The sequence below is a fragment of the Actinokineospora pegani genome, assembly GCF_009745975.1.
GTDB classification, from domain to species: Bacteria; Actinomycetota; Actinomycetes; order Mycobacteriales; family Pseudonocardiaceae; genus Actinokineospora; species Actinokineospora pegani.
This window is the reverse complement of the sequence record NZ_WHOL01000068.1, coordinates 22385-38061: the sequence shown is the minus strand read 5'-3', so window position 1 is coordinate 38061 and position 15677 is coordinate 22385. Positions and strand designations below refer to the sequence as shown.

The 15677-nt window shown below is 73.7% G+C and carries 15 protein-coding genes; 9 read left to right on the top strand and 6 right to left on the bottom strand.

Annotated features, from left to right (window positions below; genetic code table 11):
- The first annotated feature begins 10 nt into the window (after positions 1-10).
- From GCL84_RS10440 to GCL84_RS10420, 5 genes are all read left to right on the top strand, one after another.
- Complete coding sequence (locus tag GCL84_RS10440; protein ID WP_156755214.1) at positions 11-760, top strand: N-acetyltransferase; 750 nt, start codon at positions 11-13, stop codon at positions 758-760.
- Positions 761-857: 97 nt separating this feature from the next.
- The gene (locus tag GCL84_RS10435) at positions 858-2954 is read left to right on the top strand and encodes a catalase (RefSeq protein ID WP_156755213.1); all 2097 of its coding nucleotides are present in this window, start codon (positions 858-860) and stop codon (positions 2952-2954) included.
- A gap of 32 nt (positions 2955-2986) precedes the next feature.
- Entirely contained in the window at positions 2987-4480 is a 1494-nt protein-coding gene (locus GCL84_RS10430; RefSeq protein WP_235926133.1) for an FAD-dependent oxidoreductase, read from the top strand.
- A gap of 56 nt (positions 4481-4536) precedes the next feature.
- Positions 4537-5637 (top strand): carboxylate-amine ligase, encoded by a 1101-nt coding sequence (locus GCL84_RS10425; RefSeq protein ID WP_156755212.1) that lies wholly within the window; start codon positions 4537-4539, stop codon positions 5635-5637.
- Positions 5638-5686: 49 nt separating this feature from the next.
- Positions 5687-6685, top strand: a complete 999-nt coding sequence (locus GCL84_RS10420; RefSeq protein WP_156755211.1) for an iron-containing redox enzyme family protein — start codon at positions 5687-5689, stop codon at positions 6683-6685.
- 8 nt (positions 6686-6693) lie between these two features.
- Here GCL84_RS10420 and GCL84_RS10415 read toward each other — a convergent pair whose 3' ends face one another.
- Positions 6694-6909 (bottom strand): CDGSH iron-sulfur domain-containing protein, encoded by a 216-nt coding sequence (locus tag GCL84_RS10415; RefSeq protein ID WP_156755210.1) that lies wholly within the window; start codon positions 6907-6909, stop codon positions 6694-6696.
- Between the two features lie 152 nt (positions 6910-7061).
- Positions 7062-8507 (bottom strand): alpha/beta hydrolase, encoded by a 1446-nt coding sequence (locus GCL84_RS10410; protein ID WP_235926132.1) that lies wholly within the window; start codon positions 8505-8507, stop codon positions 7062-7064.
- A 159-nt stretch (positions 8508-8666) separates the two neighbouring features.
- Here GCL84_RS10410 and GCL84_RS10405 point away from each other — a divergent pair, with 159 nt between their 5' ends.
- A complete protein-coding gene (locus GCL84_RS10405; protein WP_156755209.1) occupies positions 8667-9416 on the top strand; it encodes a MerR family transcriptional regulator in 750 nt (249 codons plus the stop codon).
- Positions 9417-9443: 27 nt separating this feature from the next.
- On the opposite strand, the gene GCL84_RS10400 is transcribed toward GCL84_RS10405, so the two are convergent.
- The 3 genes from GCL84_RS10400 to GCL84_RS10390 form a co-directional block, all read right to left on the bottom strand.
- The gene (locus GCL84_RS10400; RefSeq protein ID WP_156755208.1) at positions 9444-9851 is read right to left on the bottom strand and encodes an STAS domain-containing protein; all 408 of its coding nucleotides are present in this window, start codon (positions 9849-9851) and stop codon (positions 9444-9446) included.
- Complete coding sequence (locus GCL84_RS10395; RefSeq protein ID WP_156755207.1) at positions 9851-10054, bottom strand: hypothetical protein; 204 nt, start codon at positions 10052-10054, stop codon at positions 9851-9853. Before GCL84_RS10395 ends, GCL84_RS10400 begins: the two co-directional genes overlap by 1 nt.
- A gap of 84 nt (positions 10055-10138) precedes the next feature.
- Positions 10139-10951 carry a UbiA family prenyltransferase gene (locus GCL84_RS10390; RefSeq protein WP_156755206.1) on the bottom strand — a complete coding sequence of 271 codons (813 nt, stop codon included), beginning with the start codon at positions 10949-10951 and terminating at the stop codon, positions 10139-10141.
- A gap of 164 nt (positions 10952-11115) precedes the next feature.
- Between GCL84_RS10390 and GCL84_RS10385 the strand changes: the two genes are divergently transcribed.
- The 3 genes from GCL84_RS10385 to GCL84_RS10375 are packed head-to-tail and all read left to right on the top strand — an operon-like array spanning position 11116 to position 14071.
- Complete coding sequence (locus GCL84_RS10385; protein WP_156755205.1) at positions 11116-11829, top strand: methyltransferase domain-containing protein; 714 nt, start codon at positions 11116-11118, stop codon at positions 11827-11829.
- Complete coding sequence (locus tag GCL84_RS10380; protein WP_156755204.1) at positions 11829-13034, top strand: acyl-CoA dehydrogenase family protein; 1206 nt, start codon at positions 11829-11831, stop codon at positions 13032-13034. The genes GCL84_RS10385 and GCL84_RS10380 overlap by 1 nt, the downstream gene beginning before the upstream one ends.
- Positions 13031-14071, top strand: a complete 1041-nt coding sequence (locus GCL84_RS10375; protein ID WP_156755203.1) for a type III polyketide synthase — start codon at positions 13031-13033, stop codon at positions 14069-14071. Before GCL84_RS10380 ends, GCL84_RS10375 begins: the two co-directional genes overlap by 4 nt.
- Here the strand turns inward: GCL84_RS10375 and GCL84_RS10370 are convergent.
- Entirely contained in the window at positions 14038-15618 is a 1581-nt protein-coding gene (locus GCL84_RS10370) for an FAD-dependent oxidoreductase (RefSeq protein ID WP_156755202.1), read from the bottom strand. The genes GCL84_RS10375 and GCL84_RS10370 overlap by 34 nt on opposite strands.
- Positions 15619-15677 lie beyond the last annotated feature (59 nt).

Here is a 15677-nt window from a genome sequence, read left to right as displayed (position 1 = left end):
CGTGGTGGCCGTGACGATCGAGACCGCCACGCTCGCCGAACGCCCGGAGATGGCTGACGCCGTCGAGGAGCTCTCGGGGTGGCCCGCGTTCATGGAGCACGACCCGATCTCGGCGCTCTACTACGGCCAGGCGACGAGCGCGTTCGCCGAGCACGTGCTCGTCGCCTTCCGGTCGGACGACCCCGACGTCGCCGTCGGCCGCGCCTACACGGTCCCCTTCCGGTGGGACGAGCCGATCGACGAGCTGCCCGACGGCGGGTGGGACGCGGTGATCCGGCGGGCCTGCCTCGGGCAGCTGCGCGGCACGACCCCCGACACCGTCTCAGCCCTGGAGATCCTGGTCCGGCCGGACCTGCGGGGCACGGGCCTGTCCGGACTGCTCCTGCGCGCCATGCGCCGCAACGCGGCCCGGCTCGGCTTCACCGACCTCGTCGCCCCCGTCCGTCCCAGCGCCAAGCACCTGGCGCCTGCGGTGCCGATGTCCGAGTACGCCTGGCTCACCAGGGAGGACGGCCTCCCGCAGGACCCGTGGCTGCGGGTGCACGTCCGCTTGGGCGCCCGTATCGTCAAGGTCGCGCCGCTGTCCATGGTGATCCCCGGCACGCTGGCGCAGTGGCGCTCCTGGACCGGCCTGCCGTTCGACCGCAGCGGGCCGCTCGTGGTCCCCGACGCGCTCGTGCCGGTCGCCGTCGACGTGGACCACGACCACGCGGTGTACGTCGAGCCGAACGTGTGGGTGCACCACCTCCTCGGCGCTTGATCGGGCGCGCGGTGTTTCCACCGGCTCACGCGGGGTATCCGCGTTTCTGCGCGCGGAACCCGAACGCCGCGTGGAACCCACCATGTTGGAGGAGAACGTGCCCCCGAAGCGTCAGCGCGACCAGGCCGCACCGAAGCCCACGAGCCCGACCGGCAAGAGCGAGGTCCTGGGGACCGTCGGCGAGGACAGCCGGGCGCAGGCGGGGGAGTACCTGACAACGGCGCAGGGGGTCCGGCTCCCGGACACCGACCACTCGCTCAAGGCGGGCAGGCGCGGGCCGACGCTGTTGGAGGACTTCCACCTGCGGGAGAAGATCACCCACTTCGACCACGAGCGCATCCCCGAACGGGTGGTGCACGCGCGCGGCGCGGCCGCGCACGGCACGTTCGTGGCCAACGGGAAGGCCGCCTCGGTCACCAAGGCGGGCTTCCTGCAGAAGGGCCGCGAGACGCCGGTGTTCACCCGCTTCTCCACGGTGCTGGGGTCGCGCGGGTCGGCCGACACGGTGCGCGACACCCGCGGCTTCGCGGTGAAGTTCTACACCGACGAGGGCAACTTCGACTTGGTCGGCAACAACATCCCGGTGTTCTTCATCCAGGACGGGATCAAGTTCCCCGACATCATCCACGCGGGCAAGCCGCACCCGGACCGGGAGATCCCGCAGGCGCAGAGCGCCCACGACACGTTCTGGGACTTCGTCACGCTGCACACCGAGGCGACCCACCACGTCCTCTGGAACATGTCCGACCGGGGCATCCCGCGGTCCTACCGGACCATGGAGGGCTTCGGCGTGCACACCTTCCGCCTGGTGAACGCCGAGGGCGCCACCGCGCTGGTGAAGTTCCACTGGAAGCCGGTCGCGGGCGTGCACTCGCTGGTGTGGGAGGAGGCGCAGATCGCCGCCGGGATCGATCCCGACTTCCACCGCAGGGACATGGCCGACGGCATCGAGGCGGGCGCGCCGCTGGAGTACGACCTGGGCATCCAGGTGCTGCCCGACACCGAGGACCAGACCTTCGAGGGCATCGACCTGCTGGACGCGACCAAGATCGTCCCGGAGGAGCTGGCGCCGGTCCAGATCATCGGCAGGCTGACGCTGGACCGCAACCCCACCAACTACTTCGCCGAGACCGAGCAGGTCGCCTTCCACACCGGCCACCTCGTGCCCGGCATCGAGGTCACCGACGACCCGCTGATGCAGGCGCGCATGTTCTCCTACCTCGACACCCAGCTCACCCGGCTGGGCGGCCCGAACTTCTCCCAGCTCCCGATCAACTGCCCGCACGCCGCGGTCAACGACAACCTGCGCGACGGCATGCACCAGTCGGCCATCCACCAGGGCCAGGCCCCGTACAAGCCCAACAGCGTCGACGGCGACCAGCCCGCCGTCGCCACCGAGGCCGAGGGCGGCTACGTCCAGCGCCCCCGCCACGTCGACGGGGAGGTGGGCCGGGGCAACCCGGCGTCGTTCGAGGACCACTTCTCCCAGGCCACGCTGTTCTACCGCAGCCTGTCCGAGATCGAGCGGGTCCACGTCGTGGAGGCCTACACGTTCGAGCTGGGCAAGTGCTACGAGCAGGCCATCAAGGAGCGCGCCCTCACCGTCCTGGCCAACGTCGACGCGGAGCTGTGCGTCGCCGTGGCCGCCGGGCTCGGCCTGCCCGCCCCGGTCGGCGCGCCTGCCGACGACGTCGTCCCCTCGCCCGCCCTGTCCCAGATCCCGCCGGGCCCCGGTCCGATCGCGGGCCGGATCGTGGGCGTCGTCGCGGGCCCGGGCGCGGACCTGGGCGGGATCGAGAAGCTGCAACGGGCGGTCGAGGCCGCGGGGGCGATCGTGCGGGTGATCGCCCCGACCGGTGGCGTGATCGCGAAGGGCAAGAACACCTGCGTCGTCGAGCGCACGCTGCTCACCGCCCGCTCGATCGAGTTCGACGCCGTGGTCGTCGCGTCGGGCCTGGGCGGGTTCACCGACATCAAGCTGTCGATCCTGCTGCAGGAGGCCTTCCGCCACTGCAAGGCGATCGGCGCGTGGGGCGACGGCGCCCAGGTGCTGGAAGCGGCGGGTGTCGACACCTCCGCGCCGGGCATCATCCTGTCCGACAAGTCGGGCAAGGGGTTCGCCGCCGAGCTGAGCGCCGCCCTGGGCCTGCACCGGGTGTGGGAGCGCGCGCCGCTGGTCATGGCCGGGCGCTGACGGCCTCGCACGCACGAATCGGAGGTCCCGTTGTGAGCACTACTACCGCTCAGGAGTCACTGTGGTGGGCCGGGGGCGCCATGGCGCCCTACCCGGTGCTGGAGGGGGCGCGGCGCACCGACGTGGTCGTCATCGGCGGCGGCATCGCGGGGCTGACCACCGCGCTGCTGCTGCGCCGCCGCGGACTGGACGTCGCGGTGGTCGAGGCCGTGGCCGTCGGGTCCGGCGCCAGTGGCAACAACACCGCGAAGGTCACGGCGTTGCAGTCCACGATGTACACGGCGGTGGAGAGCAAGCACGGCAAGGCGGCGGCGGCCGCGTACGCGCGGGCCGCGGTGGAGGGCGTCGAGCTGGTGGCGCGCTTGGCCGACGAGGTGGGCTGCGAGGTCGAGCGCGCACCTGCGACGACCTTCGCCTTCACCCGGGGTGAGCGCCAGGCGGTCGAGGACGAGTTCGAGGCGGCAGCCCGGGCCGGGCTGCCGGTCGAGTGGACCGAGGAGCTCGACCTGCCGTTCGAGACCTTCGGCGCGGCGCGGCTGCCCGACCAGGTGCTGCTGCACCCGGCCAGGTACGTGCGGGGGCTGGCCACCGCGCTCACCGCCGAGGGCGGCGAGGTGTTCGAGGGCAGCCGGGTGACCGGCGTGTCGGTCACCTCGCCCTACACGGTCCGCACGGCGGGCGGTGAGATCACCGCCGACCAGGTCGTGGTCGCCACGCACTACCCGCTGCTGGACCGGGGCCTGTTCTTCGCCCGGTTGGAGGCCGAGCGGTCCTACTGCGTCGCCGCCCGCCTGCGGTCGGGGACGCCGCCGCGCGACCTCGCGATCAGCGCCGGGTCGCCGTCGTGGTCGTTCAGCAGGCACGACGACCTGCTGATCGTCGGCGGCCGCAGCCACCCGGCGGGCGAGCGGGGGGTCGACGAGGCGCACTACACCGACCTGGAGGACTTCGCCCGCAGGCACTTCGACGTCGAGACCATCACGCACCGCTGGTCCGCGCAGGACCCCAAGGTCTACGACATGCTGCCGATGGTCGGCTCCTACCTGGTGGGTGGGTCGTCGCTGTGGGTGGCGACCGGCTTCAACAAGTGGGGGCTGGCCATGGGCAGCGCGGCGGGCGCGCTGCTCGCCGACCGGGTGACCGGCACGGCGAGCCCGCACGAGGACCTGTTCTCCCCGCACCGCGTGAGCCTGCGCAGCTCGCCGACCCTCGTGCGGCAGAACGCCAAGGTCGCCGCCGACCTGATCGGCGACCGGCTGGTGGCCGCCGACGTGCCCGACTCCGGGGAGATCCCGCTGGACGAGGCGCGGGTGCTCTCCGACGGGCTCGGGAAGAAGGGCGTCTACCGGGACCCGGCGGGCGCGCTGCACGCGGTCTCCCTGCGCTGCACCCACCTGGGCTGCCTGGTCCGGTTCAACGGAGCGGAGCGCAGTTGGGACTGCCCGTGCCACGCCTCCCGCTTCGACGTCGACGGCGCTGTGCTGGAGGGGCCCGCGATCAAGCCGCTCACGCCGCGTGACCCGTGACCGTGGACGGACCGACGCCGCGGGTGGCGGGACCTCCTAGCGAAAGTTGTGCGGGCATGAGCGGCGAGAGCATGGGGGTCGAGGAGGAGTTCCTGTTGGTGGCGGCGTCCTCCGGGGCGGCCGCGGCCGTCGCGGAGGAGGTCTTCGACCGGGCGTCCGGGGCCGAGCTGCCCGTGGGCACCTTGATCCAGCGGGAACTGCGCGACACCCAGATCGAGGCGGCGACCGGTGTCTGCACGACCTCGGCCGAGCTGCGGGAGCAGCTCGTGGCCGGGCGGCGGGCGCTGGCGCTGGCCGCCCGGCCCGACGACGTGCTGGTGGTCCCCAGCGGGACCCCGGCGGTGGCGGCCGAGGCCGTGTTCCGCGGCTCGGCCACCAAGCGGTTCGCGGTGATCGATGGGCTGTTCGCGGGCGTGACCAGGGACTACGAGGCGTGCGGCCTGCACGTGCACGTCGGGGTGGCCGACTCGGACACCGCCGTCGCGGTCGTCAACCACCTGGCGCGGTGGCTGCCCACGCTGCTCGCGCTCTCGGTCAACTCGCCGTTCCACCAGGGGCAGGACACCGGGTACGCGAGCTGGCGCAACGTGCAGCAGGCGCGGTTCCCCGGGTCCGGGATACCGCCGCACGTCAGCGACTTCGACCAGTTCCGCGCCGAGAGCGCCCGGCTGGTGGACTGCGGGGTGCTGGCCGACGGCAACCAGACGTTCTGGTTCGCGCGGCCGTCGAACAAGTGGCCCACGGTGGAGGTGCGCATAGCCGACACGGCCGCCACGGTGGACGACGCGGTCGTGCAGGCGCTGCTGACCCGGGCGCTGGTCCGCACGGCGCTGGCCGAGCTGGCGCTGGGCCGGGAGGCCGGACCCCTGCCCGCCCAGGTGGCGTCGGCGGCGGTGTGGTCGGCGGCCCGGTACGGCCTCGACGGTCCCGGCGTCGACCTCGGCGTGGGCAAGCAGGTGCCCGCCACGCGGCTGCTGGCGGACCTGGTGGAGCACGTCCGCGACGCGCTGGTGGCCGCGGGCGACTGGGACGAGGTCGAGGGGCTGCTCCGCGCCGTGCGCGCAGGCGGCACCGGGGCGAGCAGGCAGCGGCGGCTCGCCGCCACGGGCGGGTTGCCTGGTGTGATGCGCGCTCTATCCGTCGATCTCGAGGGGTGAGGCGCGCGGTTGCGGGTATCCCGCCACTGACGACTTCAGGAGGTGGCCGGTGACCAGCACCGAGGAGATTCGCCGCGTGTCCGCTGCGTTGCCCACGCCGCGCGGCCCGCTGTCCCAGGCGGTCATCGGGGGGCTCGCGGGCGCCCCGGGCAGTGCCGCGTTCCCTGCCGTGCACGGCGATCCCCTGGGCGAGGACGTGCAGCTCGCCCTGCAAGTCTGCTACGAACTGCACTACCGGGGCTTCGATGGTGTCGACCCCGACTGGGAGTGGGACGCGGAGCTGTTGCGGGCGCGGGCGGGCATGGAGCGGGCCTTCGTCAGCGCTATCGCGGACCGGACAGTCGGCGGCAGCGACATCGACGCCGAACTGGACGCCTTGCTGGTGGAGCCCGTTCCGGCTGTGGGGGTCAGCCACCACCTGCGCGTCGCAGGCGAGTGGTGGCAGATGCGCGAGCTGTTCGCGGTGCGGTCGATCTACCACCTCAAAGAGGCGGACCCGCACGCCTGGGTCATCCCCAGGCTGCGCGGCCGCGCCAAGGCGGCCCTGGTGGCCATCGAGTTCGACGAGTTCGGCGGTGGCCGGGCGGACCGCGCGCACAGCCAGTTGTACGCCGACCTGCTCGACGCCGCGGGCATGTCCGCCGACTACCTGCACTACCTCGACCACGCGCCCGCCTGCGCGTTGGCGACGGTCAACATCATGTCGCTGTTCGGCCTGCACCGCAGGTGGCGGGGCGCGCTCGTCGGCCACCTGACCGCCGCCGAGATCACCACCGGCCCCAGCGCGGCCCGGATGGTCGACGCGCTGACCCAGCTCGACGCCGAGCCCCCGTGCGTGCTGTTCTACAGCGAGCACATCGAGGCGGACGCGGTGCACGAACAGGTCATGCGCCACGACGTGGTGGGCGGCCTGCTGGAGGCCGAACCCGAACTGGCCGCCGACGTGACCTTCGGCGTGCAGGCCACCAACTTCCTCGAACAGCGCCTCTCCGACCACCTGCTCGACGCGTGGCAGGCGGGCAGGTCGTCGTTGCGGATCGCGCTGTAGAACGGCCCTCAGTCGGCGCGCACCTTGCGCCGGTGGCTGCTGTCGCACAAGGGGTAGTGCTTGCTGCGCCGGCAGGTGCACACCGCCACCATGAACCGGTCGGACTCGACGTGGACCCCGTCCGGCAGCTCCAGGCTCACCGGACCCTCGACCAGGATCGGCCCACCGGGCTCGATCACCACCCGCCGGGGCCGCTCCGCGGGCGTGGGCTGGTTGTCGGGCATGTCGGTCAAGGCGTCCCCCGGTTCTGCGCGGTGTTCGGCGGTCCACCCCGGATTACCCCCGGGGACGCCGCACCAATCGGTATGCCCGCCCACACCGGCGGGGCGGGGCGCCTGTTGTCGCACCCCGCCCCGCCGGCAACTCAAGAGCCGCTTCACGCCTCGCAGAGCTTGTTCTTCGCGGGCAGCTCACCGTCGACCAGGTAGGCCGTCGTGGTGTTCAGCGCGCACGCGTTCCCACCGAACACGTAGACGCCGTGGCCACTCCCGTCCACGCTCACCAGGTGCGAGCGCTCGCCGAACTTCTCCTGGAGGGCGACCGCGCCGCGGTGGGGCGTGACGGGGTCGCGGAGGTTCTGCAGGATCAGGATTTCGCTGCCCTCGGGGTTGACCCGCACCGGCGGCTCGACCGGCTCGTGCTCCCAGTACGCGCACGGGATGATGTTGGCGGTGGCCGCGCCGAAGAGCGGGAACCTCTCGCGGTCCTCGGCCACGTCGCGCTGGTAGGTCTGGACGTCCTCGGGCCAGTTGATGTCGTTGCAGGTCACCGACAGGAACACGGTGAACGCGTTGTCGTTCGGCGACAGCTCCGGGGTCGCCGCGAGCTGCCGCTTGGCGGCGTCCGCGTCGGACTCGAGCAGGGACTGCCAGATCTGCGCGGTCGTCCCGTACCTCGTCTTGCCGTAGAGGCCCACGAAGGTGGCCATACGGAAGTCGCTGCCGCTGAGGCCGGGCACCGGGTTCTCGTCGAGCTGCCGGGCGATCTCGAAGTAGGTCGCCCGCACCTGCTCGGGCGTGCTGCCCAGGCCGTAGGCCCCGTGCCGCCGCGCCGCCCACGCCGCGAAGTCCGGGAACGTCTCCTCGGCGCCCGCGCCCCACGTGCGCATCCCCTCGTGGTCGAGGAACGTGTCCGGGAGGTTGCTGTCGAGCACCACCCGGTCGGCGCGCTCGGGGAACATCGACGCGTACGCCGCGCCCAGCGCCGTCCCGTAGGAGTAGCCGAGGTAGTTGGTCTTCTCCTCGCCCAGCGCGGCGCGGATGCGGTCCAGGTCGCGCGCGGTGTTCGCCGTCGACAGGTGGCGCAGCTCGCCCCCGGGGTCGTTGGCCGCGCACTGCGCGGCGACCCCCTGGGAGATCTCGGCCTGCTCGTCGACCGCCGCCTCGTCGACCGCGTACGGCGGGATGTTGGCGCGGTACTCCTGGTCGGCGGTGAACCCGCAACTCAGCGGTGTCGAGTGCCCGACGCCGCGGGTGTCCATGCCGATCACGTCGTAGGCGTTCATGACGCTCGCGGGCAGCCCCATGCCCACCAGGTCGGCGGGCATCGACAACCCGGACCCGCCCGGCCCGCCGGGGTTGAGCATCAGCACCCCGCGCCGCTGGTCCGGGACCGCGCTGGCGATCCGGGACAGCATGAGCTCGATCTGCGTGCCGTCCGGCTCCGCGTAGTCCAGCGGCACCCGCACGGTGCCGCACTCCAACGCCGTGAACCCGGTCTTCACGTCCTCGGGACACGCGCCCCACCGCACCTGCGCCGCGGGCCCCTGGGCCGCCGCGGGCGCCGCCGCGGCCATCGAGCCCACGAGGCCTGCCGCGACCACCAAGGTCAGACTTCGCCTTGCTCGCTTGCGTTCCACGTCTGTCTCCCCCGTTCCTGGTGTTGACCTCGGTGCGCTGATTCGAACCTGTGCCCCTGGGGCACAGTCAAGGCCTGCCTGCCTGCTTGACCGTGCCCCCGGGGCATGGTGTGGGATGCGGGGATGCCGTGGAGCACGCGTCAGATCGCCGAACTCGGGGGCACGACCTTGAAGGCCGTCCGGCACTACCACCGGATCGGCCTGCTGGAGGAGCCGGAGCGGGCGGCGAACGGCTACAAGCGGTACAAGGTCAGGCACCTCATCCGCCTGCTGCGCATCCGCCGCCTCGTCGACATGGGCGTGACCCTGTCGGACATCGCCGCCATGGAGGGCTCGGAGGAGACCGAGGAGCAGACCCTGCGCGCCCTCGACGCCGAGCTGGCCGCGAGCATCGAGCGCCAGCAGCGCATGCGCGAGGACCTCGCCGCGGTCCTGCGCGACCGGACACTGGTCGACCTGCCACCGGGCTTCGACGAGAACGCCGCCAGGATGTCGGAAGCGACCAAGGCCCTGATCCTGCTCTACTCCCGCGTCCTGCCCCCGCCTGCGATGGACGCGCTGCGGGAGCTGTACGCGACCCGCCTCGGCCAGTCCGAGGTCGAGTTCGAGGCCCTTCCGGCGGACGCGGACGAGCAGACCCGGCAGCGGATCGCCGAGGCGTTCGCCGTCGAGGCCCAGCGGCAGGCCGAGGAGCAACCGGAGCTCGAGGCCTCGACGGCGGTCATCCGGGATTCCCCGGGCCTCTCGGCCATCGGCCAGGGTGTGGTCGAGCTGTACAACATCGCCCAACTGGACGTCCTCAGACGCTTCGACAACCTGATCAACCGCAGGCCGACCCCCCGGTCCGCGACAGGCGACAGCCAGTCGCCGTGAAGGCGGCGCGCTCAGGCGGTCCTGGGGCTACCTCGGCGAGGGGATCGCGTACTGGCCCCCCGGCGCGAGCAGGGCGCCGGCGAGGTCGGTGTGGAGTTCGAACACGTCGTCCAGGCCGGTGACCGCCAGCGGCAGCAGGACGGGGCGGGCGTCCCCGACCACGGAGAGCCGTGTTCCCGCGGCCGCCGCCGCCTTCCTGACCACGAGCAGGACGGCGAGACCGGCCGCGTCGAGCAGGCGCACCCCGGTGAGGTCGACGACCAGGTGCGGGGGGCCGGGCCGCAGGTGCGCCAAGAGCGCGTCGCGCAGCAGCGGGCTGCTGGTCAGGTCCACCTCGCCGCACGCCGTGACCACGAGCGCGCCGGTCGGGAGCGGATGCGCTGTGACGGTGAGCAGTGCCGCGGCGGCCGCATCCGTCGGAAGGGTGGTCACCATCACGCCCCCTCGTCGCTCAGGGTGCTGTTGCGTCCTTCCAGGACAGCGAGCCGGGCCCGCACCCGGCCGACGAGCGATTCCGCCTCGGCCGCGGTGAACATGCCCTGCCCGGCCGCGCGAAGAATGGCCGCGATCGCCTTCCGATGAGCCGTCGCGACGTCCTTGACCTGCGTGGTTACCAGAATCGAGTTCGCTTGTGCCATGACAGATCCCTCGGTCGGCTTACATCACGCCGGGGACCAGGGCACGTCCACGGAGTGTACACCCGCGACCGGCCCCGAGCCGCCTCACAGCGGGACGGTGAGCAGCATCGCGACCGCCAGCAGCGCGGTGCACATGATCGCCCGGAACAGCGCCTGTGCCCGGCGCGCGCCCGGCCGGGCCAGGGCCAGGGCGATCACCACGCACGCGGTCGCCACCAGCAGCACGGCCACCAGGCCGGGCGGACCGGACGGCCCCAGGAGCAGGCAGCCCATCGCCGCCAGGAACGCCGCCACCGCCGCCCCGGTCGACGCGGCGGCCCCGAGCCGGTGCGGCAGCCCGCGCACGCCCGTGGCGGCGTCGTCGGCGAGGTCGGGCAGGGTGTTGGCGAAGTGGGCGCCGGTGCCCAGCAACGACCCCGCCGCGACCAGCCACCAGGGCGCGGAGCGCCCCGCGGCCATCAGGATGAACAGCGGCAGCAACCCGAACGACACCGCGTAGGGCGCGAAGGACGCCGCAGTGGACTTGAGCCCGGCGTTGTACGCCCAAGCCGACACCACGGCGACGAGGTGCACCGCCCCCGCGACCCACCCGACGGCCAGCGACAGCGGCACGCACGCCGCCGCGGCGACGAGCACGGCCACCCCGACCACCCGTCGGCTGACCGCCCCGGCGGCGATCGGCTTGTCCTGCCGGGACACCGCGTTGTCCCGGTCGGCGTCGAGGTAGTCGTTGAGCCAGCCGACGGACAACTGTCCGGTGAAGACCGCCGCCGCGACCAGGACGACGACCGGCCACCCCGCGCCCGCGCTCGCCGCCACCCCGGCGGCGACCAGGGTGACCGCCGCCGTGGGCTCGGGGTGGCAGGCCCGGACGAGGGCGGTCGCGGTCGAGGTCACCCGGCCACCTTCGCACGCCGCCCCCGCTGTGGCTCGCCGTCGCGGGTTCGGCCCGCACGCCCCGACGGGGACGCCGACGTCGAGGTGCGCCGGATCTCCCGCGCCCGCGCCCGCGCCGGGCCCGGCGTCGAGCAGACGGGTGCGAGGTGTGCGAGCGTTGGATGATGGCCGTTCGCGCACCCAGGGCCCGCAACGACCCGGCCCAGTACGACGACCTGGTCGGGCAGTGGTGGTTGCCCCGGGGGGACTTCGCGATGCTGCACTGGCTGGCGCGGGCCAGGGCGGCGTTGGTGCCGCCCGCGACCCGCGCGGGCGCGGTGCTCGTCGACCTCGGCTGCGGCGCGGGCCTGCTGGCCCCGCACCTGGCGGGCAAGGGGTACCGCCACGTCGGCGTCGACATCACCCGCAGCGCGCTGGAGCGCGCGGCCGCGCACGGCGTGGTGGCGGTGCGCGCGGACGTGGCGCGGGTGCCGCTCGCCGACGAGACGGCCGACGTGGTGTGCGCGGGGGAGATCCTGGAGCACGTCACCGACCACGCCGCCGCGATCGGTGAGGCGTGCCGGGTGCTGCGCCCCGGGGGACTGCTGGTGCTGGACACGATCGCGAACACCCGGCTCGCCCGGCTGGTCGCGATCGCCGTCGCCGAGCGCCTCCCGGGCGGGCCGCCGCGCGGCCTGCACGACCACGCGCTGTTCGTCGACCGGCGCGAACTGGTCCGGCTGTGCGGCGAACACGGTGTGCGGCTCGCGCTGCGCGGGACACGGCCGTCGGCGGCGGACCTGGCCCGGTGGCTCACCGGGCGGCAGGAAGGGGTGCGGATGGTTCCGGCGCCCACGACAGCGGTGTTGTTCCAGGCTATCGGGAGGAAGACGACGTGATGGCGAGAGCCGCGACGGGTGTGTTGGTCTCGCCGCAGGAGGCGTTGGCCGTGGCGCGGGACCTGGTGCCGCGGTTCGCGGCGCGGGCGGCCGAGCACGACGAGGCGGGGCGGTTCCCGGCGGCGGACTTCGACGACCTGCGGGGCGCCGGGCTGCTCGGGCTGATGGTGCCGACCAGGCTCGGCGGCGCGGGGGCCGGTTTCGGCGACTACGCCGAGGTGGCCGCGGCGCTGGCGGCGGGAGCGGGGGCCACCGCCCTGATCTTCAACATGCACGCCTCGGTCACCGGCGCGCTCGCGCACACCCCGGACGAGGTCGTGCGCGCCTTCGGGGTGCCGGAGACGTTCTTCACCGAGCGCGACCGGGTCCTGTCCGACGTGGCGGAGGGCATGCTCTGCGGGGTCGCGATGAGCGAGCGGGGGGCGGGGTCGCGGCTCTCGGCGATGACCACCTCCTACACCCCCGTGGGCGACGGGTTCCGGATCACCGGGAGCAAGGCGTTCGTCTCCGGCGCGGGCCACGTCGACACCTACCTGGTGGCCGCCCGCTCGGCCGCCGCCCCGGCCGACTCGCCGGTGGTCTCGCACTTCCTGGTGCCCGCGGGCGAGGGCGTGGTGGTCGAGCCCACCTGGGACTCGCTGGGCATGCGCGCGACCGGCAGCCAGGACGTCCACTTCGACGTCACCGTGCCCGCCTCCGCGCTGCTGGGCGGGGTGGAGGGCCTGGCGCTGCTGCTCGCCCAGGTCATGCCGCAGTGGCTCGTCGCGTCCTACGCGGCGGTCTACGTCGGGGTCGCCCAGTCCGCGGTCGACGCGGCCGTGGCGCACCTGCGAGAGCGCGGCCTCACCGCCCTGCCCGCCATCCGCGCCAGGGTGGGACGCGCCGACGCCGCCGTGGCCGCCGCCCGGGGCGTGGTCGAGCAGGCCGCGAAGCGGGTGGACACCGCCCCGGGCCGGCCGGAGACCAACCGCTGGGTGTGGCGGGCCAAGCTGCTCGCGGGCGACACCGCCGCGCAGGTCGCCGGGTCCATGCTGGAGGCGGCGGGCACCTCGGCGTCGCGCCGGGGGCACCCGCTCGAACGGCTCTACCGCGACGCCCGCTGCGGCGCGCTGCAACCGGCCACCTCCGACGTGTGCGCCGACTACCTGGGCGCCGCCGCGCTCGGCGACGACCCGCACGGCGACACGGCGGTGCCCCGGTGGTGACCGCGCGGATCGCCGGGTTCGGCACCTCGTTCCCCGGCAGGATCGACCAGAAAGCGGTGTGGGACGGGCACTTCGCCCCGCAGCTCGCCAAGCCCAGGGTGGCCGAGCGGCTGTTCCACGCGGCAGGCGTCGAACACCGGCACGCCGTCGCCGACCCGCTCGTCGAGGACGTGTCCGAGTGGTCGACCGAGCGGCGGATGCGCCGCTACAGCCTCGAGGCCCCGGCGCTGGGCAAGGAGGCGGTCACCGCCGCACTGGTCGAGGCGGGTCTGCCCGCCGCCGACGTGGGCCTGCTGGCCGTGGTGTCCTGCACCGGCTACGCCACTCCCGGCCTCGACATCCACCTCGCCGCCGACCTGGGCATGGCCGAGGACGTGCAGCGGCTGGTGATCGGGCACATGGGCTGCTACGCCGCGCTGCCCGGCCTGGGGGCGGTCGCCGACTACGTCGCCGCCCGCGGCCACCCGGCCGTCCTGCTGTGCCTGGAGCTGACCTCGCTGCACGCCCAGCCCGCCACCGACGACCTGGCCCAGGTGATCACGCACGCCCTGTTCGCCGACGCCGCGGCCGCGGTGGTCCTGCGCCCCGCGGGCGAGGGGATCGAGGTGCTCGACGTCGTCGCCCGCACCGCCCCCGGCACCGCCGACCACATGCGCTGGGACATCACCGACCGCGGCTTCCGGATGGAGCTGTCGCCGCGCGTCCCCGACGTCCTCGCCCGGCACGTCGCGCCCGCGGTCGACGACCTGCTCGCCCGCAACGGCATGACCCGCGCCGACGTCGGCGGCTGGGCCGTGCACCCCGGCGGCCCCCGCATCCTCGACACCGTCGCGCACACCCTGGGCCTGGCGCCGGACGCCCTCGACGCGTCCCGCACCGTGCTGCGCGAACGCGGGAACTGCTCGTCGGCCACGGTCCTGCTGGTGCTCGACGAGCTGCGCCGCACGGGGCTGGCCCCGGGTGCCCCGGTCGTGGCCATGGCCTTCGGCCCCGGCCTCACCCTCTACGCGAGCCTGCTGCGCGGCGCGGAGGGCTGACGGGCCCCCCTCCGCAGGACTCGCGACCGACCCCGGTTGGGAACCGTCCACAGGTCGTGCCCCTGCACGCCCCAGCCGTCGAGGAGGTGGTTGGCGGCGAGGAAACCGGTGGTGGCGGCGCGTTCCATCAGCGCGACCGGGAGGTCGACGCGGACGAGGTCGCCCGCCAGCACCACCGTCGGGTCCGGTGTGGCCACGGTCGGGCGGGTCGCGAAGCTCCCCGGCGCGAACAGCGGGCAGTCCTCGCGCAGCACGTGCTCGACCCGGAGTGCCTTGGCGCCGCGCAGTTCCGGGTAGACGCTGCGCGCCTCGTCGAGCAGGGCGGCCACGACGCTGTCGAGGTCCGGCTCGGGGTCCAGGGCGTAGGCGTGCAGTTCGACGACCGAGCCACCGGTGCGCTCGCGCCACGCGGCGGACTCGGTCTCGAAGGAGTCGAGGACGCTGATGTTGTCCAGGTGGCGGTAGCCGCTGGTGCCGAGGAAGGCCGCGCGGTCCGGGTTGGCCGGGCGGTCGAGCCAGAACCGGCTCACCAGGAACGGCGGCGCCGTGCGCACCCTGGCGACCCCCGCGCGCCAGTCCGCTGAGCCGAGCCCGGCCGAGCGGTCGACCACCTCGCGCAACCCGGCGGTGTCGCAGGCGAGCACGACCGCGTCGAACTCGTCCGCGACGTCGGTCGAGGCCTCGAGCCGGTGGCGGCGTTCGAGGCCGGGGCACACCGACTCCACCGCGACCCCGGTGCGCACCTCGACGCCCAGACTGGTGAGGTGCCTGCGGAACGGGCCCCAGAGGGAGGTGGGGTAGGGGTCGGCGGGGACGTCGAAGAGCAGGCCCTCGCTGGAACCGAGGAAGTAGATGTGGAACATCGTGGCCAACTCCGCCGCCGACAACGCGTCCGGGCGGGCGAAGAAGCTGCGGGAGAACACCTCGAACGCCAGGTGCCGCGCCGCCTCCGGGAACGCCATGTCGCGCAGGAAGGTGTCGGCGTCGACGTCGTCGAGCGCCTCGTAGACACCGGGCACGGCCACGTCGAACAACCGCGACGCCGCGGGCAGCCGCATCCGCGTCAGGTCCCGCATCGTGAAGGACTCGCTGCGCAGCACGAAGGACGCCACGTTCCACGGCGGACGCAGTGGCAGGCCGAGGAAGCTCTCCGCCGTCCCGTTCTTGTGCCGCAAGGGGTAATCGGCGATGGGGCGCAGCATCCGCAGGTCCGGGTCGACCCGGCGCAGCAGGGCGCGCAGGTTGTAGTACTGGCGGAAGAAGGCGTGGAAGCCGCGCGTCATCGTGGCGGGGGAGCCGTCGGCGTGGGCGCCCGCCCACCCGGTGACGCGGCCGCCGAGGTCGTCCCCGCGCTCGAGCAGGGTCACCTGGACGCCGCGCTCGGCGAGGCCGACCGCCGCGGCGACCCCGGCGATGCCACCGCCGACCACGGCGACCCTCGGCACCCGGTCGAGGTGACCGGCGTTCGGCCGCCCGGCTCTCGCCGGGACCTTCTCGGCGGCCCGGTCGCGTCCTGGCGCTTCCGACGGAGACCACAGGGGCAACATGGCGCAAAGTGTTGTCCAGGGCGGCCCGGCGTGCATGGCGAGTCATCCAGCCGACGCCC